Source organism: Niastella sp. OAS944, assembly GCA_024809215.1.
GTDB lineage: Bacteria > Bacteroidota > Bacteroidia > Chitinophagales > Chitinophagaceae > Niastella.
Genome location: JANUBW010000001.1, coordinates 2,179,011 through 2,205,263 on the forward strand (window position 1 = coordinate 2,179,011; position 26,253 = coordinate 2,205,263).

Sequence of the window (26,253 nt, forward strand, 5' to 3'; positions counted from 1 at the left end):
CTATTCCCAGGCTCCCAACGCAAAGAAAATTAATAAAAAAACATATGAAATTTAGCTTGTCGGTTTTATCAGTGCTATTTTCAGTAGCTGCAGTGGCACAACCAACATTGGTAGATAGATTCCAGAAGATCGGAACTGTTCAACAGGCACAACAATTCGTAGACGCTAACCCAGACATTAAGCCGGCCATTTTACGTTTAACCTATGGCAAGGATACCACGCTTATTGACAAACGGTTATTACGTCAAAAACAAGGCGACATTTTTTCAGTAGGGTACGTTACCTACAAAGTAGTTGAAGCAAAAGAATCGGTAGCCTACCGCGCCAGTTATATCTTCCTCGACGGCAGCTCCCTTTCGCCTTCAGAAATTGAAAGCCTCAAAAAGGAGATCGTAGCCAAAGCAACTGCCGGTGAATCGTGGGATAAACTGAGCGACAAATACACTATGGACGGTAACACCACAAAAGGCGATACCGACTGGTTCTTTGGCGAACTGATGTTCCCTAAAGAAGTACAGGATGCAGTTGCCGCTCACAAAAAAGATGAGATCTTTTATGTTGATGTATCGGAGCGCAACTGGCATTACATCATTAAAAAAACATATGACGATAAGATCCAAAAAGATGTAGTTGTTTTACGTGCCAACGGCCGCTAAGCAATAGTTAAAATACGAATGGTTCCTGCCTGCTTTTCTTGTATCAGCTACTTACAAAAAAGCCGGCAGGAATTTTTGTTTGCAACCAGTATCTATTTACCTTAGGGCTTCCAGGCCAGGCCTATACTCCACTTCAACTCAGCAAAAATAATTTCTTACATAAACCCGTTTGTATGGTGACACCCTGTGTCGCTACGACCATTTATTAATTTAATTGAACATGCAAGCACCTTTAAAAAGCATTTTAACCGGGCTTTTAATTACTACTACCTGTTTTGCCGGTTCCTCGCAAATACCTGCGGAGGAAATTAAAACCATTATAGACAAAGAAGTTTACCAAAAAAGAAGTCCCAGCATTATTGTAGGCACCATAGACGCTACAGGCAAACGGCAGATCGTTGCAGCCGGTTCTTACAAGGATAAAGAAGAAGTGTTGCCCGATGAAAAAACCATGTATGAAATTGGCTCCGTTACCAAAGTGTTTACCTCGTTGATACTGGCCGATATGGTTTTAAAGAAACAGGTGAACCTCGAAGATCCTATTTCGAAATACTTGCCGACTTCTGTAAAATTGCCTGTGGTGAAGGGTAAAGAGATCACCCTGCTTAATTTGGCCAACCATTCTGTAGGCTGGCCTCGTATGCCCGATAATAATGATGGCAAAAACCTCGACAATCCGTGGGCCGATTATACCATAGAACAAACCTACGACTACATCAGCAGGGCCGACATTGGCGATTATGCACCTGGCACCTGGTTCAAATACAGCAATGTGGGTTATGGCCTGCTGGGGCACATTTTGTCGCAGGTAGCAGGCAAACCTTTTGAAACATTGGTTAAAGAAAGAATATGTACGCCACTCGATATGCCCAATACCACTATGACGTTAACCCCTGCACAAATTAAGAACCTGGCCGTTGGTCATAATGAAACAGGGGCAGCTGCTGAAAATTGGGATATGCCAGCCATTGCGGGAACAGGCGGTTTGCGTTCGAACATAAACGATATGCTCAATTTTGCCGGCGCCAACCTGGGCATAATAAAGACCGACCTTTACCCTGCCATGCAACTGGCGCATATTCCCCGCATTTCAAAAAGACCCGATGATGGCGATGTAACGCTGGGCTGGACACTGGTTAAAGACAAAAACGGCGATGAATATATCTGGAAAGATGGTACCACAGCCGGCTACCGCTCTATTATGTTATTGAACAAAACTAAAAAAACGGGCGTGGTAATACTGGCCAATACGCTCAACCCTATCAACGACCTCGCCTATCATATCTTAGCACCTTCTGTTCCCGTAAAACCTTACCGGTATATTTGGGCGCTGCACGACCTGGTCCTTGAAACAGCCAAAAACAAAAACGTTGATAAAGCCATTGAAGAGTATAAGACCATGAAGGCTAGCAGAAGTCCCGGTTTGGTGTTTGATGCCGCTCAGTTAAATTACGTGGCCAATGACCTTCGTATAGCGAAAAAAATGAGCGCCGCCATTAAAATACTGGAGTTGAATGCACAGGAATATCCTGAAAATTCCATGGTATTTGAAACCCTGGGTGAATACTATAGACGCAATGGTAAGAAGAAAGAAGCCATTACAGCATTTGAAAAAGCAGCACAGTTAGACCCCAAGAATGAACATGCGAAGTGGGTGGCAGAAAAACTGAAAGCTAATTAGCTAATGCCTGCCCGTCTGAAGCCTTGGCGAAGGCGGGTGATAATTCGATAATGTGCTAATGAAAAAATCCCGCAGTGGTTTAGCCATAGCGGGATTTTTATTTAATTGGATATTATTAATTGCTGATCAATGTATGGTACACCGCGCTATTTGCATCAGGAAGTGTAATACTTGTGGCAGCTTTAGTATTAATATTCAACCGATATAAAGAAACCTCATCCGACACGCTAACAATCTCTTTCAGCTTGGGATTATAAATAAGGTTATCGCTGAATTTAGCCCCCTTTAAATCGCTTACCAGCGACTGCTGGCCATTGGCAGCATTCAGCTTTTGTATCTGGGCAACATAATTGTCTGGGTCAGAATAATTCGCTTTGTAACCAAATAAATTTCCCTGGTCGTCGGTAAACAGTTCCCGATACTCTACCACATTGGTATTGGCCAAAGCAACCGAAGACGTGTCTTTTGTTGTAAGGTTAAATTTAAGCAACCTGGTTCCGTCGCCAGCTAATCCTACTATCTCATTACTGGCAGCAACATAAACCAGGCTTAGCCAATTGTCATTGAACTCAAAATTTTTGATGGTAGTAGGAACACCTGTTTTGGCATCGAACTTAACCACCGTTTGCCCCAAATGGTTGGGGTCGTTATAGTTTAGTTTAACTGCATATAACGTATTGTTCTTATCAACTACCATGTCGTGAAAACCAATGTTGCCGCTTGTAACAAGAGGCACTTTTGTCACCTTTTTGGTAGTAACATTTATAGTGATAAAGTTCTTACCATCTTCGTCACGGCCAATTACTTCATTGGTAGCAGGCCAGTATACTGCATCTTCAACCTTGTCGCCGGTTTCATTTATGGTAGCTACCAACGTTTCAGTGCCATTCTCCGGATTGATTGACACCAACTGACGAAGAGATGTGTTACCCGAATAAACTCCTTTTATACAATACAGGGTAAATTGTGAAATTACTATTGAACCTACTTCAGTTTTATTTCCATGTACTGTAACGGTAACGCTTCCGCTGGTTGCATTGGCCGGTATAATAACTTTTATTTCGGTAGCTGAAGCGCTCACAACAGTTCCCGCAACTCCGTTAAATTCTACCGTATTCTCAGTGGCGGTTGTACTAAAGTTCGATCCTTTAATGATCAGTGTGTCGCCGGGTTTTGCCGCTGCAGCCGTTAGGGGCTCGGTAACCGGGGGCTCGTAAGTTTTATCGTCATCCTTTTTACAGGCGGCAAAAAACAGTAATGCCCCAACAAACAGGGCGAGAGATTTGTGTTTCATAGCATACATCATGAAAAGTATTTATTTACAAGGGGTTCGTTAACGCCGTGATTAACGGGCGTCAATAATAAATATTGCCCCTATGAGGTTTTCCTCCTCATTCCATGATGTTTTTCTCCCGGTATTAGACAAGTTGATTATTTGCCTGCCGGTTGATACTCACCGTAAACTGCATCCCTAAAACTTTTATGTAGTTTTACCCGGTCGAAGGGCACCAGTTGGGTAAATAACACTGCAGTAAGTTCGTTTGCAGGGTCAACCCAGAACATAGTGCTGGCAGCGCCATCCCAGAAGAACTCGCCTACTACGCCATTATTTTCTTCTTTGGTGGCAGGTGGTTGAGTGCGCACGGCAAAGTCAATTCCAAAACCTACACGCCCTTTGCTGGGCAACCACATTCGTTTGGTAATGGTATCGCTTAAATGACTGGTGGCCATCAGTTGTACCGTTTCGGGTTTCAATATCCGAACTTTGCCCGCCTTTCCTTTATTTACCAGCATTTGTGTGAATTTCATGTAGTCATCGAGGGTAGATGTTAATCCCCAGCCGCCGGGTTTCAATGCCCAGTTCTTTGTATTAAAGCTGTTAGCCCGGTCATCAGGCACGCGGTTGAGTGTTTTATTATCGCTGCGATCGTACAAAGCAGCAAAGCGTGAGCGGTCGCTATCGGCTACCACGTAACGCGTGTTGGTCATTTTAAGCGGATCGAAGATATTCTCTTTCACATACTGATCAAATGGTTTACCCGAAAGCCGTTCAACCAGGTAGGCCTGCACATCAACACAGGGGCCATATGCCCATTGGTCGCCGGGATGAAATTCCAGTGGCAGACCGGCCAGCTTTTTCGCCATTTCACTTAGTGTGTTGGCCGGGTTCATATAATCGGCTTTCTTTACCAGCTCGGCAAGGGCGGGAATTTCCGTACCGGCAAAACCTGCGGTATGGCGGGTGATATCGCGTATGGTTATAGGCCGTTTGGCTGGTTCCAATATTAAATTCCCATTGGCATCTACCCCTTTATACACCATCATTTCGGTAAACTCCGGTGCATACTTCGAAAGCGGTTCATCCAGTTGAAAAGCGCCTTTTTCGTACAACGTCATAAGCGCAACACCCGTCACCGGTTTTGTCATGGAAAAAATGCGTACTATGGTATTGCGGTCCATGGGAGCTTTAGCTTCCTGGTCGGCATAACCGAAGGCATTGAAATACACTTCTTTTCCTTTTTCGAATATGAGGGCAGATACGCCGGCGGTTTTCCCCGAATCGATAAATCTTTTCAGCGTAGCGTCAATACGGTCTTTTACCGCCGGTGAAACGATGGGCGCCGGTTTGTAATTATTTGATGGTGATGATAATTGAAAGGCACTGGCAATTAACAATACAGGAAGTATGGCAAGGATCACTTTTTTCATAGCAATTATTTTTAATCTGTGGCATTGCTTTATAGCTCCTGAATTTAATCATTGTTCAGGAAACCAAATGATCCTTTTATACCAAAGGCTGATCATGTTTTTGCATCCTGGTACTGGCCGGTGCCGCCATTACCATTTTCAACTTCCAGTACAATGATGTACGGTGTGGTTGTTTTTACAGGCGGTAAATACAGGTTGAACTGGTTCTTCTGGGTCTCTTTTATTTGGAGCGACTGTCCGGGATTGGCCAGCAAATAGTTTTTAACGATCTTCACCTTCTCCGGTGTTTGTACTTTAGCTATGCCCGATAGTGGTTGGTTACAAACGATCATATACACTTTATTGGTGCCTTCTTTTTTTATATAATAACCCCAATCCTGCTTTTTAAAACCTGCATAATCGCCACCATAAATGGCTTCGCCATTTAATTTCATCCACTCTCCTATGGCAGTGGCTATTTGTTTTTCTTCTGCCCGAATAGCACCATCGCCCTGCGGTCCAAAATTCAACAGAAAGTTACCACCCAGCGAAGTAGTGAGCGCCAGCATTTCTATTAGCTCTACAGGCGTTTTTACATAGCTCAGGCTCCAGTCCTTATGATAACCCCATTGGTTTTCGGGAATGGTCATACAGGCTTCCCAATCGGTTTGCGTTACGTCTATATCTTTTACCGCATCGGGCAGTTTGCGTTCGTACCCCGATCCATAATCGCCCATCATTTCTCCATTGGAGTCTTTATGGCGTGAACCATAATCATCGGCGCGCAGGCGGCTGTTTACGATCATACCGGGGTGTACCTGCTTTAACATCTTTTCAACGGCCAGTGTCCACCAGCCATTCTTTTTAATACTATTGTCCCAGGTACCATCGAACCAAAAACATTTTACGGTGGGGTAATTAGTAGCCAGTTCTTTTAACTGGTTATAAGCAAAATCGAGGTACCGCAGGAACTGGGTTTGGTCATCTGCACTTTTGATATCATACTTCCAATCGGGGTGATGCCAGTCGAGCACAGAATAATAAAAGTGCACATCAATGCCTTCGGCATTATAGGCTTCTACCAGTTCTTTTAGAATATCTCTCTTAAAGGGCGTGTTGCTTACATTGAAAGGGGTATACGCGCTGGGCCATAAACAAAATCCTTCATGGTGTTTGGTGGTAATGGTCATATACTTTACCCCCATTTGTTTTGCCATGCGGGCCATTGCTTTTGCATCAAACTTTACGGGGTTAAACTGGTACATCAGCGAATCCCAGGTGCTGGTAGAAATATGCGCGCTTGATTTTAAAAACTCCGCTGCATAGTTATAGGTTTTACCATTCCATACACCACCGGGTATGGAATATAAACCCCAATGTATAAACTGACCAAAGCGGTTAGCCCTGAACTTTGCCATGGCCGAATCTTTTCGCTTGCCTGTGTATTGAGCGCCGTATTGTAGCAGCTTTCTATCCTTATTCTGCGCATGTAACGTCACTGCTGAAAACAATAACAGTGAGTATATGTATCTATAAATTTTCATTGATTAAGTTATGTTTTTTTGAAAATAGCGTTGCGAAGCGGAAGTCTGAAATCGGAGGTCTGAAAATACAGGTTCTTCTGACTTCTGGCTTCAGACCTCAGACCTCTGGCCTCCTACTCCAAGACCCATTCAACAGAATCAGATTGGCTTCCGGAAGTGACAGAAACACTATTCGTGCCTTTAACGAGTGTCACATTCTCAAACACATAATGTACAGCCGTAGTGCCTTGCTTTACAGTAGTGATCTCTTTGCCATTCACTGTTAATTTTGGTTTCCCCATATTCGAATAAACAGTAATGGTTGTTACCGCCTGTTTACGTTGCACCAGTCGTCTGTCTGCAATGTACAACACCGGTTGTTTGCTCCAGTTGGCCTTGTACCAGTAAAAGGCATCTTTCTTTATTTTGCGATCGAACGAAACAAGTCCTTTTAAATTACGGGCCGGTATACCACCCCGGTTCCAAAGCGGCACCGCAAAATCGAACATATTCCACACATAGGAAGCCATCAGGTAAGGATGCTTTTCTATAATGCCCCATTGTATTTCATGAAAACGGGTTTCCATTTGCTCCGGAAAATATGGGCCATTTACCGGATCGAATTTCACCGGCGGTGTTTCATCCTGCTGAAAAATATTTCCCTCTGCGCCATACTCAGATAGTATCACTTTATGATCGGGATATTTTTGCTCCAGTCCCTTTACCCATTTCTCCAGGTCTTCGGTCTTTCCTTCGTACCAGCCATAATAACGGTTCATTCCCTGCAGGTCGGCCAGTTGGTTCTCATTTCTTTCCATAGTGCCATAGCCATTCACACTTATGGTATACCTATCGGGGTCTTCTGTTTTGGCTGTTTCATGTAACATGGCGGTTAACACACTGGTATAATCGGCAGGTGTTTTTCCATATACTTCATTATGCAATCCCCAAACATATATACTGGGGTGGTTGAATTGCTGTCGTATCAATTCCGTTATCTGTTGTTTGGCATTATCCATTTCTTTGCCCGATACGGCATTTACAAATGGAATTTCAGCCCAAATAACCAGTCCAACACTATCGGCTTTTGCATAGATATAATCCGACTGCTGGTAATGCGCCAGCCTGATGCTGTTGGCACCCATCTCAAGAATGGTATTTATATCGGCCGCATGTTGTTCATTGCTTAATGCACTGCCATCGCCCCACCAGTCCTGGTGGCGGCAAACACCATGTAATGGATAAGCTTTGCCATTGAGGAAAAATCCTTTTCGGGCTATCACTTCAAAATGGCGTACACCCAGCGGTTGCGTTACTTCATCTATGGTTTCTCCATGTTGTTTTAACCGCACCGCCACTTTATACAAATAGGGATCATCGATCCCCTGCCAGCGATGCGGCTTAAGAATGGTAAGGGCTTGGGCATAATGCTGCATACCCTGTGGCATTACCTGTACGGTTGTATTTGTTTGTTGTACCTTTTTACCACCTGCATCATAAATGGTGGTCTCTAAAACGGCAGATTCTATTTTACCTAATTTGTTTTCCAGTTTGGTGATCACCTGTATATCGGCTTTGGCGGCCGATACATTTTTCTGTTTAATGAATATACCGGGCGACGCATAATCAGAAGCGCTGATATTCAACTTACCGGTTACCACCAATTTTACCGGGCGGTAAATGCCACCGTACACCCCAAACAATTTATGATTGATGGGTATAATATCTTCCCGCGTTTCATTGTTTGCTTTTACCACTATCGTATTCGGTTTTCCATACACCAGCGCATAGGAAATATCCAAACTAAATGCGCCGTAGGCGCCGCGGTGCTGGCCTATAAATTTATCGTTCACATACACATCGGCCACCTGCCCTACACCTTCAAACCGAATAAACACCCGTTTGTTCTTCCACGCAGTATCGGGTGTAAATTCTTTTTTATACACACCAATACCGGCATAATAATTTTTAGTGCTTTGCATATCGTGGTTATTCCACGTATGCGGCAATGTTACGGGGGCGTAACTGGAATCAGATTTACAAAACTGCCACCCGGTGTTAAATGCGATCTCAGTGCGAACCGCCTGCGCCAGGGAAATGGTATGCCACAACAATGTGCCTACCAACACAACAAAATTCTTACTCATGCAAAAAGGTAATGCGTTACTAGCTATTTAAAGTGCGTTAAAAGTTGGATAAGGTAATGGTCAATGGCCGTAGTGTTCTCATAATCAAAATAACTTGTAAGACCTGTAAGGTTCGCCACCGGGTAATGAAAGATCAGCGAGTTAATGCGATCCTGACAGGTCTTACAAATTCACGACCTGTCAGGTCCAATTCAGCTCTCTAATAATGCAAGACCCAATGATGGATCTTACAGGTCTTGCCTAATAACCAGGGTTTTGTACAAACTCCGTCTGACGGCTTATTTCCGCCTGGGGAATAGGCCACAGGTACATGGCGGGGTGATTGAATGCGCGGGCATCGGCAATGATATCTTCGCGTTTGTACGTGCTGCCGTCTTTTGTCCATTTAATGCCACGCAGCGTAACCACTTCCGGCGTGTGGGCTATCTTCCAGCGGCGGGTATCAAAATAGCGTTGGTTCTCATATGCCAGCTCTATCTGCCGTTCGGTACGAATGTAAGTGCGCATAGCCTCCTTTGTTAAACCGGCAGGCAGTTGATACGGTATCAGCCCCGCCCGGCGGCGAATAGCTTCTACTGCGTTGTATACATCGGCAGAAGGGCCACTATATTCATTTAATGCTTCAGCATAGCTAAGCAGTACTTCTGCATATCTTATTTCGCTCATACTACGTTGGGTATTACCTGTTGATTCATTGTTCAACATTTTACGACAGTAATAACCGGTACGGGTAGTGTATTGCGAAGCTCCCATACCATCGGTGGTGGCATTGAAATAAGTATAAATAGGCGCCTGCGTTACTGTGCTCGACTGTCTGAACATAGCACCATTGTAGATGATTGAATAATAAAAACGGGGATCGCGGTTCACATAAGGATTGGCGGGATCATAACCACTGGCCGGGTCTGTAATAAGCTTACCATCTTTCATAGGAAAAGCATCTACCAACTGTTGCGATGGGTAACTGGCGCCCTGGCCACTGCGGGTAGGCGGCATCCAGTAGCTTTCCAACCGGGTATTGGGCGCATCCATCATTTGGAAGATGGCTTCTGAATTCACCCGCAAATGGAACATTTTATAAAACCCATATCCTAATGCGGTAGTGTTATCTTCATAAAGGCTGTATTTATTCAAATCGATCACCGCTTTATAAGCATCTATCGCAACCTTCCACCGGTTGGCATCATAGTTAGCATAACCAATGTATTTCTTTTGAACATCTGAAGCATTAAAACCATTGGCGCCATCGTAACCGCCATTGTACAGCGGACTTGCCGCATACAATAACATCCGTGCTTTCAGTGCCAGCGCGGCGCCTTTGGTAACGCGACCATAATCGGCGCCGGTAAACTCAACAGGCAATACAGCTGCGGCGGCATCCAGCTCAGCAACAATATAATTCACACATTCTTCAAAACTATTCCTTGGCACACTAATCTTATCATTTGGTGTATAGGTTGTATCACCTACCAATGCCACACCGCCATAAAAGCGCACCAGCTGATGATAATACCAGGCGCGCATAAAGCGGGCCTCGGCAGCCGTGCGTTGTTGCATGGCCGGCGACAAAGGAGTAACACTTATATTCTTAAGGAAGATATTGGCATACCTGATGCGCGAATACCAGTGGTTCCAGGCATTTACCACCCATGCATAACTGGCATTCAGGGTGCCTTTATTAATAGGTACCGGATAATTGGCATCACCCGTCCACATTACTTCGCCCTCATCGGTACAATCGGCCATGCTACCGTAATTGGCAAGATTTGTTTGTTTATAATAATTCTGTATCGCCTGGTATATACCAGTGAGGTATTCCATGGTGCGGATACTATCTGAAAAAACGATCTGTTCATTGAGGGTGCCCGATTCGGTTTTATCAAGCAGGTCGACGCCTTTTTTACTACATGATTGCATCAACACCATGATCATAAAAGCAGCTGCGAAAATATATTTTGCATACTTCATAGCAGTTCAATTAAAAGGTTACGCTGATACCAGCATTGAAAACTTTTTGGTTCGGATAATTATTGAGCGCTGAAGTACCGTTGGAGATACTTTCGGGGTCAAGGTTATAGATCTTCAGTTTATACCAGGTATACAGGTTCAACGCGTTGGCATAAATGCGCACATTCTCTAACCGCAGTCTCTTTGTTAATGCCGAAGGAAGTTTATAACCCAATTCCACATTCTTTAACCGCAGGTAATCGGCCGATCGCAACCAGTAAGTAGAGAGGGCGCTGTTCAACCCGCCACCTTCACCCAGGCGCATAAACCCGGCCGTGCCGGCATTGGCAGGCGTCCACCGTTGCTGGTGTACATCCATGGTCTTTACATTTAAACCCAGTGCAAACATTTCGGTATAGAAACTACAGCCGCGTGCGCCCTGGAACAAGGCCGATACATCGAACCCCTTGTAAGAAATACCCAGGCTGAACCCGTAATATGTGTTAGGTCTGTTAGGATTACCTATTGCGGTTCTGTCGGCATCGTTAATGTGCCCATCATTATTCAGGTCAACCATTTTTAAGGCGCCGGGCAATACCGAGTAGCCGTCAACAACCGGACTGGTCTCTACATCCCACAGGTCATTATAGAACTTGCCGCTCCATACGTAACCATAAAACTGTCCTATAGGCCGGCCGGTAGTGGCCAGTTGCGAGTATGCCGGCGCTACTTCATCGCTATACAGGATCTTGTTCTTTGCATAGGTATAGTTGCCTTTTACAAAGTAGGTCACGTCTCCTATTTTATCCTGCCAGTTGAGCTCAACTTCAAATCCCCTGTTCTTTACCTGGCCCAGGTTAATGGCAGGTAAGGTACTTCCCAAACCAGCCAGCGTTGGTATGCTTTTAGGTTTATCAAGAATATCGTAGCGGTAACGGTCAAACACATCGGCAGTTACCGACAGCCTTCCCTTTAACACTTTCAGATCGATACCCAAATTCTTTTGCTCTTCCATTTCCCAACGCACATTGCTGTTACCCAGTGAACCCGGCACTATATACGGCATACTTACCGGGGTTTCACCAAACGAATAGTTATTATTATATGAGGTACTGTTAGTACGGTTATATACTTCTTCATACAGGTACTGGAAACTATTATCGATCTTATCACTTCCTACTTTACCCCATGAAGCACGGACCTTCAGGTTATCAACAAAATGCACCTCATCAAAGAAAGGTTCTGCACTGATGTTCCAGCCGGCAGAAACCGCAGGAAATAAACCATATCGTTTGCTGGCCTTAAAGCGGTCGGTACCATTGTACCCGGCCACCACTTCAAACAGGTATTTTTCGTTGTAGTTGTAATTGATACGGCCCGTATAACCACGGAAATTTTCGGGTGTAAATGCAGGCGAATTCTTTGCTGTGATATAGGTATATTGATTGTATAGCCCCAGCACATTTATACTGTGTTTACCAAAGTTGCGTGCATAGGTAAGGGAAGCCTGCATGTTCAACCGCTTGGTAGTATTTGGCGAAGCAGGAGTTGTGGACCCGTCTATCGCTTCATTCGACAGGGTAAGCGGTGGAATACGGTACAGGTCTTTGTTGGTATTATAAAGAATATACGTATCGGTAGCGCTGATGTAATCATAGGCGGGGAAGTTATTCCGGTATAGCGATCTGTAGTCTAATGCATAACTGGTATACGCTACCGTACCATGCAATGCCAGGCCCTGGGCCAGGAAGTCGAGCCTTTGATTGCCGGTAATGTTTATATTGAAGTTATTATCAAATGTGCGTTGATACCCCGACAAACGCAATAAACCAACAGGGTTTATGGCTGCGCCGGTACGGGCGCCGTAAGAGCCGTTGGGATTATATACCGGATATCCCCATGCGGGCAATACGCCCGACATCAACTGCCGCCATATAGGCCAGGCGCCACCACTCATGTTGGCATCGGCGATGTATGGCTCATTGGTTTCACCAAACCGGCCCGAGAGATCGAACCGGAAGGTAGTAGATGGGGTTGCTGTGATATCGAGGTTTGAGCGGAAATTGTAGCGCTTGTAATAATAATTGCTGTTATAACCTTCCGATTTACTGAAGTTTTTAAGAATACCATCCTGAAACACATAACCACCCGAAATAAAGTACTTCACGTTTTTTGTACCGCCGCTGATATCTACGTTATCGCGCAGTTGCAGTGAACTTGGCTTTGTTACTTCTTTTATCCAGTTTACATCGGGATAGCTGTACGGATCGCTTTGATCTTTATATTTCTGAATAGCTTCATCGCTATACAGATCGGGGTACGAACCAACAGGGTCTTCTTTACTGGCCAGTGATTTTTCACGCATCAGCAACAGGTCCTGGTAAGCGGGTAAGAAATGAAAATATAAAGTTGGCTTTTGCCAGCCTGCTTCTGAACGGAAGGTTACTTTTGGTTTGCCTTCTTTACCTCTGCGGGTGGTGATCACCAAAACGCCATTAGCGCCTTTAATACCATATACCGCCGTGGTAGAGGCGTCTTTAAGAATAGAAAGGCTTTCAATTTCATTGGGGTCTATATCCTTTACCTGGTCGCTTGTTACTTCAATATCATCAATGATAATGAGCGGTGTGGCGCTTGAGTTATAGGAGCTGATACCGCGAATATAAAAATCGGCGCCATCTTTCCCCGGCTGGCCCGAACGCTGTTGTGCAAAGAAACCGGGCAGGCGGCCTACCAGCGAGTTTTGTAAACTGGCCGCCGGGCTTTGCCTGATCTCGGTTCCTGTAACCATACTTACTGCACCCGTGTTGGTGATCTTTTTCTTTTTGCCATAGCCCACAACCATTACTTCACCCATATCTATACTGCTGGCTTCCAGTGTTACATTTATAGTTGTTTTATTGGTAACATCAATTGTTTGGGCGGCATACCCTACACTTGAAATTTCCAGCAACTGTTTGCCGGCGCCTTTCAGGCGAATGGTAAACTTACCGTTTGCATCGGTTATTACCGTATTGTTCGATACGCCTTTTTCTGATATTGTTACACCCGTAAGCGCGCCTTTGGTATCGGCGATGGTACCGCGCACAATTTTATCCTGCGCCATGGCCCAGTGCGCCACACAAAGCAAGGCCAGTATACAGGCAATAATTTTGTTCATAGCAGTTTTATTTAGTTGCATGATTGTAATGTTTTGGTTTTACCAGCCGGCATTTTGTTCCAGCTTTCTACTTTTCTCTATTTCGGCAATAGGAATGGGGTACCGGTACATGCGATCGTTCCAGGTAGTGGTTAGCACTTTGCGATCATAGTTATAGGTGTAAGCTGAACCATTCTTTACTACGCCTATGCCTCTTAGAGCAGTATTGTTCAATACCTGGCCGGCAATTTTCCAGCGGCGGATATCCCAGAAACGGTGCTCTTCAAAAGCCAGCTCGCATCTTCTTTCATTACGCACCAGCTTTCTGAAATCTGCCTGAGTAATAGATGTGGAGATAGTATAAGGCGATAAACCGGCCCGCTGCCTGATGCTTTCCACAGCCTTAATGGCCGCATCTGGTGGTGTTGAATTTGCTTCATTCAATGCTTCGGCATAATTCAGCAACACTTCGGCATAGCGAAAGATCATGGCATTATGGTTGGTAGCAGAATAAGCCGTAGAAGAAGTAAAGCCGCCTAGGAATTTACGCATGTAGTAGCCGGTTTGTGTACCGGCATAATCGCGGCCGCCTTCATACAATTCAACAGGGCGGTTTAACCAGGTAACGCCATTTACCAATACTGTTGCAGCCAAACGCGGATCGCGATTAGCATAAGGCGCTTGCGGATTGTACGTCGAAAGTGGGTCAGTGATCATCAGCCCGTTTTTCATGGGGAAGGCATCAACCAGGTCTTGCGTAGGATTCATTAATCCGCTGCCGGCGCCGGTACCACTATACCCAACCGGACCATAATTTGTTTCGAGCGTATTATTGGTAGCTACCTGGTACGCCAATATAGTTTCCGTTGTTTTGCGGGCGTAGAACATGGGAATGTAGTTCGTATTGGTCACCAATGAATACGTACCCAGGTCAATCAATTCTTTGGCAGCATCCGCAGCCTGTTGCCATTTAACGATAACGTTCTTTTCATTGTTCAACGGACTGGCCGCGTATAACAGCGTTCTTGCTTTTAATGCAATAGCGGCACTGCGCGGAATACGGCCGAAATCACCATCGGCAATGGCTGTTTCCTTCAGCAATTTTGTTTTAAGATCATCACACTCCGCTACAATGTATTGCACACACTCGTCATAACTGCTACGGGGAATGTCAAGGTCTTCGGTTAGCGTATATACCTTATCGCCCAGCAATGGTACCCCGCCCCACCGTTTCAGCAGTTCAAAATAAAACAGCGCACGTAAGAACCGGGCTTCGGCCTTCCATTCATTTTTGAGGTTAGCCGTTTTAAGGGGAACGATATCTATTTTACTTAGGAATAAATTTACCTTACGAATGCCGTTATAATATTTGCTCCACACATTATCGGGCATGTTCCAGGCAGCCCAGCTGCCGTTTACAAATGTTTCTACCGTATTGCCGGGGTAACGGTATACCGCATCATCGGTACCTGCATCGAGCAATGCATTATTACCAACACCGGCATAATTGTTCGGCATTACCGAATAAATGTTCATTAAGAACTGGCGGGCGTAGTTGCCTACGCTGTCTGTAGGATCGAAGATCACATCTTCTTCCCATTGGTCAACAGGATAGTCTTCGGCTGTTTTTTTACAACTGCACAGGCTGAATGTAACAGCCAGTATAAATATGTATGAAAAATAAGTTCTCATATAATTGCTTTTACCAACTGTTATCTAGAATTTGATGTTAAGTCCGCCGTTGATCATTTTCAGGTTAGGATATCCGTTAACATACGGATACTCCGGATCGAGCCTGTCTATATCGGAAAATGTGATGAGGTTAAAGCCGGTGATAAAGAAGCGCACCTCATTCATCTTTGCCGCGTTCACCCATTTGGCAGGCAGGTTGTACGATAGCTCAATATTCTTTAAGCGCAGGTAATTGCCCGAACGCACCCAAAAGCTGCTGGTGGTTTGATTGTTGGCATTGGTACCAACCGTAAGGCGTGGATAGGTAGCTGTTGCAGCGGTAGCTTCCGTCCAACGGCCAAGATGGTGTTGTTGCGCCTGCCCATACCCGCCGTTTTCCAATGATTGAAATTCCCAGTCGCTGGCAGAAAGCGTTATATCGCGGTTGGCAGTGCCTTGTAATAAAAAGCTAAAGCCAATTCCTTTCCATTCTATACCAGCCTGCAATCCGCCATAGATCATGGCTTTTTTATTGCCAATAGCGGTTACATCGTACCGGTTAATGATGCTGTCGCCGTTAAGGTCTTTGTATTTGAGATCGCCAAAAACAGGGTGGTAACCTTCCATAACCGGCGCTTTGGCAATAGAATCTTCTCTTGTATAAAACCCATCGGCCACATAACCGAATATTTGTCCCACCTTTTCACCGGTGCGGCGCATGTAATCGTACTTGCGATCTACTTCATCTGCAAACATCACTTTCGACTGGCGGGTGCTCAATTTCAAACCCGCAAAGTATTTAACAGCGCCAATTTTATCTTCAAACTGCAGGCTGAACTCCCAGCCATAATACCGGTTCCTGCCAATATTTTCCTGTGGGTACGTGTTACCAATAAGTGCAATGGAACGGCCGCGCACCTGCATCAGATCAAAATAGTTATCCTTATAATATTCGGCCGTTGCGCGCAGTTTATTTTTAAACAAACCAAGCTCTATACCGGCATTCATTTTATCGGCTTTCTCCCAGGTAATATTTGTATTGGCCAGCGTTGATTCGGTAACCCCACTTATAGTGGTTGGCGTTACACCCAGAGTGTAACCGGTGTTTGATGAACCGCCATAAAACTGGCCATATACATAATAGCCGATATTATCTAAACCGGTTCGGCCATACGAAGCTTTAAGACGTAATGTGCTTAGTTGTTTTACCTGTGGGAACCAGTTTTCGTTGCTGACTGTCCAGCCAATGCCGGCCGCAGGGAAAATGCCAAAATCATTTCCTTTTACATAGCGGTTCTGTTTGTTACCTGTTGCAGACACTTCTACATGGTAGCGGTTCCTGAAATTATAAGCGCCGTAAGCGGAATAAGTATTATATCGTAATGGTAACAGGTTATCATTGCCATATTGCTGACTGGCAGCAACAGCCCTTACAGTTATGGTATGCGCGTTGTTGAAGATCTTATTGTAACCGGCTGTTAGTTCCCAGTAACTGTTACGGGTTTGCGTGGCAATATTACCACCGTTGTTCTGTGTACCATCGGTACCAAACTTTGTATAAGTAACGGCGCCGGTTGCGGGGTCTACATTCATTTTAAATGTAGCAAAGGTTTTTGTGCGGTCAATATCTTCTGTTAAATCAGAGCCGAAGGAAGCCTTTCCGCTTATCCACAACCCTTTTGCCAGTACATCGAGGCTTTGCTGTAAACCTACATCGGCATATAAGTTACGATTGTAATTCAACCAGTAACCCGAGTTTACCACCTGCGCCCGTAAATTGGCATTGCGTTCTACGGTGCCGCCATAAGAACCATCTGAGTTATATACGGGGTAGGCATTATTGGGAGTGGTGTACAGGGTATTAAATATAGCAGCAGAACCATAACCGGGTTGCGTGCCATTTCTTATAAGTGCAAATACATTTAAGAACGCTTTCAACGAAGGGTTTATATTCATGGTCACATTCGACCGAATGCTATACTGTTTATAATCATTATTTGTGTTGTACGAATTCTTCGCATCTTTCACAAAAATACCCTGTTGGTTCACGTGATCGAGCGCCAGGTAATACTGTGCAAACTGACCGCCACCGCTTACATCGGCGCTATAGCGCGCAAAGCGCATTTTATTGCGCAGCACGGTACTCCACCAATCAACGTTGGGATGACCGTACGGGTCAGTTCCATTCTTATAAGCATCCAGATCAACCGGGAGATACGCAGGCTGTTTTTTGTCATTGGCCAACGCTTCATTAAACAGGGTGGCATAGTCGTACGCATTCAGGTATTTGGGTTTTACCGTTGGTTGCTGTACACCATATTGTGCAGTGAATGAAATGGTTTGTTTGCCCGGTGTACCTTTGCGGGTATTTATCAGCAATACGCCATTCGACCCACGCATGCCATACAGGTTAACCGCCAATGCATCTTTTAATACTGTAACACTTTCTATTTCTGCCGGGTTTAGCAACGTATAATCTCTTGGAATACCATCAATCACTATTAACGGATTACTTATACCACGTACAAATACCGACGCTCCATCATTACCGGGTGTGGCAGCTTGTTGCAATGTATACAATCCGGTAAGCCGGCCCGAGAGTGCATTGGTAATATCAACCACCGGCGATTTAATAAGCTCGCGGTTATAAATAACATCGTACGAAGCAACTGTTTTTACAGTAGAATCTTTAAGCGCAATACCCGTAGTATCAGGCGCCGCCTGCTGTGCATGTGCAGCACCGGCTGCCAACAGTGAAGCAGTAAGCACTGCAATACCGGCGCACCTGTTAATAATATTATTTCCTGTAAGCATAGTTTTGGTTAGAATAGTTTTTAAAACAAATGACCTATCGCAGTTGGCCGCGCAGTAAACCAGCCGGTTTGGCCGTTGAATGCACATCTATATAACAAGCCGAACTTTTCAGCAGCGTAAGCACTGCATCCGACAAACCGGCCGCTGACTTCTCTCTGTTATAATCTGTAGCTATTGTAATAAGTTTTAATTGCTCGGTGCCATTTAAACCCGCTGCGCCGGCATGCAAATGGGTTTCCTGTAATACATCGCTGCCATCGGTGCCATTTACCATTACCTGGTAATGCAATACTTTATCGGTGGTAATACGCAACACCACTTTGCCCGAAGCGCCGGTAGTAACCGCAGGAACAACTGATGCACCAGTAAGCGCTACATCCGCATACCAGTCGATATTCTTCTCCAACTGTAAACGCACCAGGCCCTGGGGAAACAATTTGCTTTGCACATTCAGGAACATGGGTTTGGCCATCATATCGGCAGCCTGTGCAGTTGTCAGTTGAACACTTCCTTTTATGGATCGGCCATTTATCTCAGGTTTTATATCGGCCAGTAAAGTACCATTGCTCGAAGCGGTGCCGTAATACAAACCAGCGCCGGTGATTACATCCTGCAAAGTGCTGTCAACCAAAATGTCGAAATAAAAAACATCATCGGTCATCAGGTTCAGGAACATCTTTGCCTTTATTTCGGCGCTCTTTGTTACCGGCACTTCATAATTGCTGCTGGCCGTTTCGTTCCAGTATTTTCTTACATAGGGAATTTCTGTTACATCGCTGTCTTTATTGCAGCCCAGCGAAAGCATAGCTATTAAAGCCGGTAGTAAATACAGAATGAATTGCATATGTTGTTAGTTTTGGTTTTAGCGTTTCTTTTTTTCATGTACCATCAACTTGCCGTCGATGATCACATGTTGAAAGACGAGCGGTTCATCGCTGTCGTTGTTTTTGATAAGGTCCATCATAATGCCGGCGGCTTTGGCGCCCTGTTGCCAGGGATATTGTTCAACCGAAGCTACAGGCGGTGTTTGCAGATAGTTTATGATAGGCAGATTGGCGTAGCTGATAACGCAGAGGTCTTTATTGATCTTTAGTTTGGTGTTTTTTGCATATTCAATTACATCGAGCGCCACATAATCATTCATGGTCACTACGGCGGTTGGCCGCGGATGTTGGGCCATCAGGTTGTCCATAGCTTCAAAGGTGCCCGCCTGGGTAAGGTCGGTTGATACCACCAGCGACATATCGATCTTGATGCGCTTTTTTATCATCACCTGTTTGTAGGCATTGGTTCGCTCAATGGACGAAGCCATCGACTCCGGACCATTCAAAATAGCAATACGGCGATGCCCTCTGTTGTAAAGGTGCTCAATGGCGTCTTTGGTGCCGCCGTGCATATTGAATACTACCTTATGCACATCCTGCCGGTTTGGCACCCGGTCGAAGTACACCACCGGGATATTATAATTCCTGAGCGCCAGGAAATGATCGCAGCTTTGAGTGTTTTTCGACAGGGAGGCAATAATGCCATCAACGCGCAGGCTTTTCATCGACTCCACAATTTGCCTTTCGCGCTCGGGGTCGTCCTGCGACTGGTTAATTAGGACGTGATATTTGTTCTGCAGGGCCAGGTCTTCGATGGCGCAAACGGCCTCGGAAAAAAAGTGCTCCCGCAGGTTGGGTACAATTACCCCAATAATGAAGGTTTTCTTTTGTTTTAAGGATATGGCATTCAGGTTGGGGGCATAACTCAGTTGGTCTGCCAGTTGCTTCACCCGCATTTTTGTTCTTAACCCAATGCTCTGGTTTCCGTTCAATGCCCGGGAAACGGTAGAGGAAGAGAGGTTAAGCTGGCGGGCCATTTCTTTAATAGTAGGTACACTCTGCACGGCCATAAAACAGTGTTTTGGTTTGTTCGTTCCGGTTTATTTGCGCTGGTCTGTGCCGAAATTAAGAGTGACTGGGGTGAAAAAGGCGGGTGAAATGATGCAGAAATACCGGTCGTTTGTTTCAGAGATGATTGAATTACAGGTGAGTGTACGTATCAGAGACAAACTTTGCGATTCTAACTGGCGAGTTGACAAGTTGATATGTTGACAGGTTGATAGGGATTGAAAAGTGCCAATTTTTAACGCATGAGTGGCAATCTTTAACGCATTGGTACCTATCAATGACGCAAAGTTGGCCATCATGAACGCATTGATGGCTATCAATGACGTAAAGATGGCTATCATGAAAGTAAAGATGCCTGCCAATGGCGCAATGATGGCTACCTTTAACGCATAGGTACCTGGCAATGACGCAAAGACAGCTATCTTTACCGCATGGATACCTCCCAATGACGCAAAGATGGTCATCATGAACGCATGGATGGCAACCAATGACGCAAAGACGGCTATCTTTAACGCATTTATAGCCATCATGAATTCAAAAAAAGGTGTTGTTTGTACGCCATTCTACTCCCTCGCCCCGGCATATTCTTTGGGCGTTTTGCCAAATTCCTGCTTGAAGCATTTGCGGAAATAATCTACGTCGGAGAACCCGACCATGTAGGCCACCTCATTTACGGTGTATTCGTTGCGGGCAAGAAATTGAGCGGCGCGTTTTAGCCGCACGCCGCGAATAAATTCTATTACCGATTGACCGGTTAGCCCCTTTATTTTCCGGTACAACGTAGTGCGGCTCATGTTTACCACCTTGCCCATTTCCTCTACCTGCAGGGTGGGTTCCATAATATTGTCTTCAATAAAGCGCATCACTTTATCTATAAACACTTCATCGGCGGGGGTAATGGCCAGCCCACTTGGTTGCAGTGTAACATCTTTACTATACCTTTCGCGCAACATGCGGCGCGATTGCAACAGGTTGTTCACCCGCACCTGCAATAACGACAAACTAAACGGCTTGGTAATGTATTCGTCGGCGCCCGTTTCAAAACCTTCTATCTGGTAATTGAGTTGCGTGCGGGCAGTTAGTAGAATAAGTGGAATATGGCTTGTTCTGCTATCCTTCTTCAACTGCCGGCATAATTCGGTGCCATGCATACCGGGCAACATCACATCGCTGATCACGATATCGGGCAAAAGATCAGTGGCCATTTGCCAGCCTTCATTACCGTTGGCAGCAGCATGTACCGTAAAGGCGGCAGCAAAATGATCGGCCAGCATGGCCCGCACTTCATCATTATCTTCTACAATAAGCAGCAATGGTAAAGAACCGTCTTCCGGCACAGCCGGGGATACAGCTTCAGCAGGTATAGCTACCGTATTAATTGCAGCAACCGGCGTTTCATCCTGTTTAAATTCCTCACCTTTGAATGCTTCTTTATTTGCAGGCAGGGTTACCGTAAAACAAGTGTAACCAGCCATGCCCAACGAAGCCTTTCTGCTTTCTACAGTAATAGCTCCATGATGCAGCGTAACCAGTCCCTTTGTAAATGCGAGGCCGATACCTGTACCTGCCACCAGTTTACCGGTATCGTTGTAATGTTGAAATGGATTAAAAATGGTTTCCAAATGCTCGGCAGCAATACCCGAACCGGTATCGCTTACCTCAATGGTAATATTATTAATTGTACTGTTTACTTTTACAGTTATTGTTCCGCCGGCAGGCGTAAACTTAAATGCATTTGATAACAGGTTGAACAATATCTTCTCCAGCTTATCGGCATCAAACCAAACTTCACCCGCCTGTTCTTTCACCTCTAATGCAAGCGTTACCTGCTGATGCCTGGCAAACCCTTCAAACGACAACAGCACTTCTCTTACAAATTCAACCACATTGCCCGGCGCTACCTGCAAGGGCATATTACCCGCTTCAAACTTTCTAAAATCAAGCAGCTGATCGGTAAGCCGTAACAACTTCTCGCCATTGCGTTGCATCATCTTCAGTTGCTCACTTTCCTTTTCTTTGCCCTGCATCATGGCCAACAGCTTTTCAATAGGCGCCAGCACCAGCGTAAGTGGGGTTTTTATTTCGTGAGAAATGTTTGTGAAGAAGCTCAACTTTCGTTGCACCAGCTCTTCATCTTTTTGCCGGTTCAGCTCCTGTAACGCCAGCTGGTTTTTCAGCTTAGCGGTTTTCACAGAATAGAAATAGAAGAAATACAACAAGCCGCCTGCCACTAATGTATACAGCAGATAGGCGTACCAGGTTTTCCAAATGGGCGGCAGCACTTTTATATGCAGCTCGGTAAAATGTTCATTCCACAGTCCGTCGTTATTGGCGGCTTTTACTTTAAATACGTAATTGCCGGCAGGCAAATTGGTATAGGTAGCGGTTTGTTGATTGCCTACATAATGCCACTGTTTATCATCGTTCAGTCCCTGCAACATATAGGCATACTGATTGGTGCGCGGGTTTATATAGTTCAATGCCGCAAAGCGAATGGTGAAATAGGCCTGATCGTAAGTAAGTGTAAGCTCGTTTGTATAAGTAACCGATTGCTGTAAGGGCGAATGGCCGGCACCGATAACAGCGGGAATATTTTTGATCAGCAGATCGGTCAACACTACTGGCGGCGGCACTTTATTCAGCACCATTTGTTCGGGTTGAAAGGCCACAATACCGTTCATACCACCGAAGATGATCTGTCCCGATGCCGTTTTGCAAACCCCGGTTTGAAATTCATTGGTGCCCAACCCATTGTTTACCGAATAATTGATTACCTGCACATCACTTTTGCTGAAAGGCGGGGTTGCTTTTTGGAGAACGATCTTAGCAATGGCCTGGTTAAAGCTTACCCATAGGTTGCCCTGGTTATCTTCAATAATAGCGTGCACGATATTATCGGCCAGGCCGTACGCGGTATCGAGGGTATAGAATTTATTCTGTTGTTTGTTGAATACTTTCAATCCGCCACCTCGGGTGCCCGTCCAATAGTTGCCATGGCGATCTTCATACATACAAAGAATGGCATTCTTATTAAATACATTCTCGTATTCGGCCAGGTAATTGGTAAAGCGGTTTTGTTGAGGCGGCAAATACGACAAACCCGACTCGGTACCGATCCAGATGCCGCCAATATGATCGCGCATCAAGGCGTTGATGTCGTTTGATATTATGCTCCCCGCATCTTTTGCATTGTGCCGAAAAGTGGTGAGCACACCATTGGCATCCCGCTTAAACAATCCGCCCTTGGTACCTATCCATAACTCCCCATTATAATAAGCAAGGCCATAGATCATTTCATCGTACATGCTACTGCCCTGCTGTAATTTGTGTTGTTGAATGCGGCCACTGGCAGGTTCATAATAGAACAGTCCTTCCAGGGTGCCTATCCACAAATTATCCTTATCGTCAAATTGAATGGCCTTAATGGTTTCCTGATTTACCAGGTGCTCAGAAGCGGGGTTGAGATGTATGTATTTAAAATGCCCTGTAGCGGGATTATATACATTCACGCCACCGCCCTCAGTGGCTATCCACAGGTTGTGTTGTTTATCTTCCAGTATCCGGCTTACAACAGGGTAATTCAGTCCAGGCCGGTCATCATCACGTTCCCCAATATAGCTGAAGTTATTATTCCCGGGTTGTTCAATGCTAATGCCGCCGGCAAAAGTGCCTATCCACATACTGCCCGCATTGTCTTTCATAAAACACAGCACCGAGTTGCCCGATAAAGAGGACCGGTCGTACCGGTTTACCTGGTAATGATGCTGTACCTGCAAGTTGTTATTTACAACGTACATGCCATTGCGGGTGCCTATCCAGGCATTGCCGTCATGAAAACCAATGGCGCGCACCATATCATTACTTATGGGCCTGGGCCTTGTGGCTGCATTGATATTACAGGAGGTGCCTTTTTGCTGATCGAGAAAGATAACCCCATCGCGTTCGGTGCCAAGCCAAATGTTGTGCAATGAGTCAATGGCAATAACCCGAACTACGCTCTTTAGATAAAGAGGGTTACTCAGCAAACTGTTCGGCAAAGGCAGCATCCGTTTGTTTACCGGGTCGTATTTAATGATGTTCCTTCCATCGGCAAACCACATATTATGTTCATGGTCTTCGGCAATAGCATACAGGGTGCCTTTATTTCTATTACCTACATCGATAGGGATTAACAACTTTTGTTTTGAATCATAGGTAGCAAGTCCGCGACTGGTACCCACCCAAATAATACCACGGCTATCGGTATAAATACATTTCACATACCGTGTGGCGCTTTCGTCGCCTTTGACGGGTATGGGGTAGAACATTTCTTTACGGTGATCGAACAGATCGAGGCCCACCGAGGTACCTACCAGCAGATTGCCATCCGCGTCTTCACCCAGGGCCTGCAGTTCGTTGCTGCCTACACTGTGTTTATTTTGCTGATCGTATTTGAAGTGCCGGAAAGAGTAGCCATCGTAGCGGCTAAGACCATCGGTAGTGCCGATCCAGATAAAACTTTTGCGGTCCTGAAAGAGCGCATATACGGTACTTTGCGAAAGTCCATCGGCAATGCCAAGGTGTTTGAAGCGAAGATCGCGTGTTTGGGCATGCACCAGTTTTACGGGGAAAACCGAGCACAATAGCAGTAGCAGCCACCCATTCATCAAACGCCGCCAGGCAGTTGTAAGTGCCCTTAAGCCAGTTAGTTCCGTATACATACCTTTGAAATACCCCCAAAATTTCACGTACAATTTACGAAGAAGGAGCATTCAATGGTTTGCAAACGGTTGCGGAATTCTTAGTTCACAGTTCCCTGTTCACAGTTCATAGTTCAAAATGAACTCGTTTCTATTAGAATCCTCTGTTCGTTGATTAGTTATTCAGTTGTTCACAGTTGTTCAGTTATTCAGTTTCTTAATCCGAGCCTCACGAGTAGTTGCTTGTTTTTTTAAATCTATGCCAAGTTGCATTTTTTGCAACAACTGAAAACATGTCAGGAAATCCGGAATTTCCGGATTTGCTTTTTAATTTGAACTGTTGCAATTTCTGCAACAGTTCAATCAATTCCTGCTATTGATCAAACTCACCACCACCTTTATCATCATATCTTTTTCATCGGGTTTGCTTTCGGCGATCATGAGGGTAAGCGCAACCAGGGCATTGTCGGCAATACGTTTTGAACCGTCATTGCGGTAAAGTATACGGTTCTTTTCCAAAAACCACACAAACAAAAATGCGGCTATACGTTTATTACCATCTGAAAAGGAATGGTTCTTTATTACGAAGTACAACAGGTTTGCTGCTTTCTCTTCAACACTAGGATATAAAAATTGGCCTCCGAAAGTTTGATATATAGCAGCCAGTGAACCTTGAAAGGATTCGTCTTTTTCATTCCCAAATAGCATGCTACCGCCAAATTTATCTCTAAGACCTTTGATGGCGTTTATTGCTTCACTGTAAGTGACCTGAAAAAACTCTTTTAAAGTAGTATCATGAATTTCCAGTACCTGGTGATCATATTGGTCAAGCACATCAAGCGCGTAGGTATAATCGGTTACCACCTTGAGCAGGCCATTGGCCTCGTCTGAAGTCAATTCGTGTGTACTTATAACATTGCCCAGCAGTTTTACCGTTTGCTTTAACTCTTCCAATTGGCGGGATTGTTCCCGAAGACGCTTTTCATTGACGGCATAACCCTTTGTAAGATAATCTTTTAATACCTTATTTGCCCAAATGCGAAACTGCGTGCCTCTTGCAGATTTAACCCGGTAACCAACTGAAATTATGACATCAAGGCTATAAAAACTGGTCGGTTTGTCAGAAAATCCGGAAATTCCGGATTTCCTTTTTGTCTCCATTTCTAAAAGTTCGTTTTCGCCGTAAATATTTTTTATGTGTTCGCTAACGGTTTTCTTCGACTTCCCGAATAATTCAGCCATTTGTTCTTGAGTTAACCACACTGTATCATTTTCAAGCTTCACATCAATGGCTGCCTGCCCGTCAGGCATCTCGTAAATAATTACTTCACCTTTGTTTTGCATAAGTACTTGTTTAATTGATTAGATATTATGGTCTCTATCAATTGAAACAGGTAACTGACTTGCTTAAGCTAA

Annotated in this window: 15 protein-coding genes; 2 read left to right on the forward strand and 13 right to left on the reverse strand. The window is 44.9% G+C overall.

The genetic code is table 11. The features are described from left to right. Positions 1-44: 44 nt before the first annotated feature. Both GGD38_RS08425 and GGD38_RS08430 read left to right on the forward strand, forming a co-directional pair. Positions 45-656 (forward strand): hypothetical protein, encoded by a 612-nt coding sequence (locus GGD38_RS08425; RefSeq protein WP_375298448.1) that lies wholly within the window; start codon positions 45-47, stop codon positions 654-656. 220 nt (positions 657-876) lie between these two features. After that, positions 877-2,337, forward strand: a complete 1,461-nt coding sequence (locus GGD38_RS08430) for a serine hydrolase (RefSeq protein WP_375298447.1) — start codon at positions 877-879, stop codon at positions 2,335-2,337. Positions 2,338-2,452: 115 nt separating this feature from the next. Here GGD38_RS08430 and GGD38_RS08435 read toward each other — a convergent pair whose 3' ends face one another. The 13 genes from GGD38_RS08435 to rhuM all read right to left on the reverse strand — a co-directional run bounded on the left by GGD38_RS08435 (position 2,453) and on the right by rhuM (position 26,181). Then, positions 2,453-3,631, reverse strand: a complete 1,179-nt coding sequence (locus GGD38_RS08435; protein WP_375298446.1) for an IPT/TIG domain-containing protein — start codon at positions 3,629-3,631, stop codon at positions 2,453-2,455. Positions 3,632-3,768: 137 nt separating this feature from the next. Then, positions 3,769-5,046 carry a serine hydrolase domain-containing protein gene (locus tag GGD38_RS08440; RefSeq protein WP_375298445.1) on the reverse strand — a complete coding sequence of 426 codons (1,278 nt, stop codon included), beginning with the start codon at positions 5,044-5,046 and terminating at the stop codon, positions 3,769-3,771. A 92-nt stretch (positions 5,047-5,138) separates the two neighbouring features. Further along, entirely contained in the window at positions 5,139-6,569 is a 1,431-nt protein-coding gene (locus GGD38_RS08445) for an alpha-L-fucosidase (RefSeq protein ID WP_375298444.1), read from the reverse strand. A gap of 113 nt (positions 6,570-6,682) precedes the next feature. Then, positions 6,683-8,695: a glycoside hydrolase family 2 protein gene (locus tag GGD38_RS08450; protein WP_375298443.1), complete on the reverse strand. Its 2,013-nt coding sequence runs from the start codon at positions 8,693-8,695 to the stop codon at positions 6,683-6,685. A gap of 240 nt (positions 8,696-8,935) precedes the next feature. Then, the gene (locus tag GGD38_RS08455) at positions 8,936-10,663 is read right to left on the reverse strand and encodes a RagB/SusD family nutrient uptake outer membrane protein (RefSeq protein WP_375298442.1); all 1,728 of its coding nucleotides are present in this window, start codon (positions 10,661-10,663) and stop codon (positions 8,936-8,938) included. Between the two features lie 10 nt (positions 10,664-10,673). After that, positions 10,674-13,802 carry a SusC/RagA family TonB-linked outer membrane protein gene (locus GGD38_RS08460; RefSeq protein ID WP_375303789.1) on the reverse strand — a complete coding sequence of 1,043 codons (3,129 nt, stop codon included), beginning with the start codon at positions 13,800-13,802 and terminating at the stop codon, positions 10,674-10,676. 39 nt (positions 13,803-13,841) lie between these two features. Further along, positions 13,842-15,473 carry a RagB/SusD family nutrient uptake outer membrane protein gene (locus tag GGD38_RS08465; RefSeq protein ID WP_375298440.1) on the reverse strand — a complete coding sequence of 544 codons (1,632 nt, stop codon included), beginning with the start codon at positions 15,471-15,473 and terminating at the stop codon, positions 13,842-13,844. 24 nt (positions 15,474-15,497) lie between these two features. Beyond that, on the reverse strand, positions 15,498-18,266 hold the full coding sequence (locus GGD38_RS08470; protein ID WP_375298439.1) for a SusC/RagA family TonB-linked outer membrane protein: 2,769 nt from the start codon (positions 18,264-18,266) through the stop codon (positions 15,498-15,500). Between the two features lie 34 nt (positions 18,267-18,300). After that, entirely contained in the window at positions 18,301-19,110 is an 810-nt protein-coding gene (locus GGD38_RS08475; protein ID WP_375298438.1) for a CHRD domain-containing protein, read from the reverse strand. 18 nt (positions 19,111-19,128) lie between these two features. Further along, positions 19,129-20,160 (reverse strand): LacI family DNA-binding transcriptional regulator, encoded by a 1,032-nt coding sequence (locus GGD38_RS08480; RefSeq protein WP_375298437.1) that lies wholly within the window; start codon positions 20,158-20,160, stop codon positions 19,129-19,131. Between the two features lie 30 nt (positions 20,161-20,190). Beyond that, positions 20,191-20,688, reverse strand: a complete 498-nt coding sequence (locus tag GGD38_RS08485; protein WP_375298436.1) for a hypothetical protein — start codon at positions 20,686-20,688, stop codon at positions 20,191-20,193. A 33-nt stretch (positions 20,689-20,721) separates the two neighbouring features. After that, positions 20,722-24,858: a two-component regulator propeller domain-containing protein gene (locus GGD38_RS08490; RefSeq protein ID WP_375298435.1), complete on the reverse strand. Its 4,137-nt coding sequence runs from the start codon at positions 24,856-24,858 to the stop codon at positions 20,722-20,724. Positions 24,859-25,200: 342 nt separating this feature from the next. After that, entirely contained in the window at positions 25,201-26,181 is a 981-nt protein-coding gene (rhuM, locus tag GGD38_RS08495; protein ID WP_375298434.1) for a RhuM family protein, read from the reverse strand. Positions 26,182-26,253 lie beyond the last annotated feature (72 nt).

Coding starts and splice junctions, on each gene's coding strand:
- GGD38_RS08470 (WP_375298439.1), bottom strand. CDS start 18,266: ATGCTTACAGGAAATAATATTATTAACAGGTGCGCCGGTATTGCAGTG.
- GGD38_RS08480 (WP_375298437.1), bottom strand. CDS start 20,160: ATGGCCGTGCAGAGTGTACCTACTATTAAAGAAATGGCCCGCCAGCTT.
- GGD38_RS08440 (WP_375298445.1), bottom strand. CDS start 5,046: ATGAAAAAAGTGATCCTTGCCATACTTCCTGTATTGTTAATTGCCAGT.
- GGD38_RS08430 (WP_375298447.1), top strand. CDS start 877: ATGCAAGCACCTTTAAAAAGCATTTTAACCGGGCTTTTAATTACTACT.
- GGD38_RS08460 (WP_375303789.1), bottom strand. CDS start 13,802: ATGAACAAAATTATTGCCTGTATACTGGCCTTGCTTTGTGTGGCGCAC.
- GGD38_RS08485 (WP_375298436.1), bottom strand. CDS start 20,688: ATGATGGCTATAAATGCGTTAAAGATAGCCGTCTTTGCGTCATTGGTT.
- rhuM (WP_375298434.1), bottom strand. CDS start 26,181: ATGCAAAACAAAGGTGAAGTAATTATTTACGAGATGCCTGACGGGCAG.
- GGD38_RS08450 (WP_375298443.1), bottom strand. CDS start 8,695: ATGAGTAAGAATTTTGTTGTGTTGGTAGGCACATTGTTGTGGCATACC.
- GGD38_RS08490 (WP_375298435.1), bottom strand. CDS start 24,858: ATGTATACGGAACTAACTGGCTTAAGGGCACTTACAACTGCCTGGCGG.
- GGD38_RS08445 (WP_375298444.1), bottom strand. CDS start 6,569: ATGAAAATTTATAGATACATATACTCACTGTTATTGTTTTCAGCAGTG.
- GGD38_RS08425 (WP_375298448.1), top strand. CDS start 45: ATGAAATTTAGCTTGTCGGTTTTATCAGTGCTATTTTCAGTAGCTGCA.
- GGD38_RS08465 (WP_375298440.1), bottom strand. CDS start 15,473: ATGAGAACTTATTTTTCATACATATTTATACTGGCTGTTACATTCAGC.
- GGD38_RS08475 (WP_375298438.1), bottom strand. CDS start 19,110: ATGCAATTCATTCTGTATTTACTACCGGCTTTAATAGCTATGCTTTCG.
- GGD38_RS08455 (WP_375298442.1), bottom strand. CDS start 10,663: ATGAAGTATGCAAAATATATTTTCGCAGCTGCTTTTATGATCATGGTG.
- GGD38_RS08435 (WP_375298446.1), bottom strand. CDS start 3,631: ATGAAACACAAATCTCTCGCCCTGTTTGTTGGGGCATTACTGTTTTTT.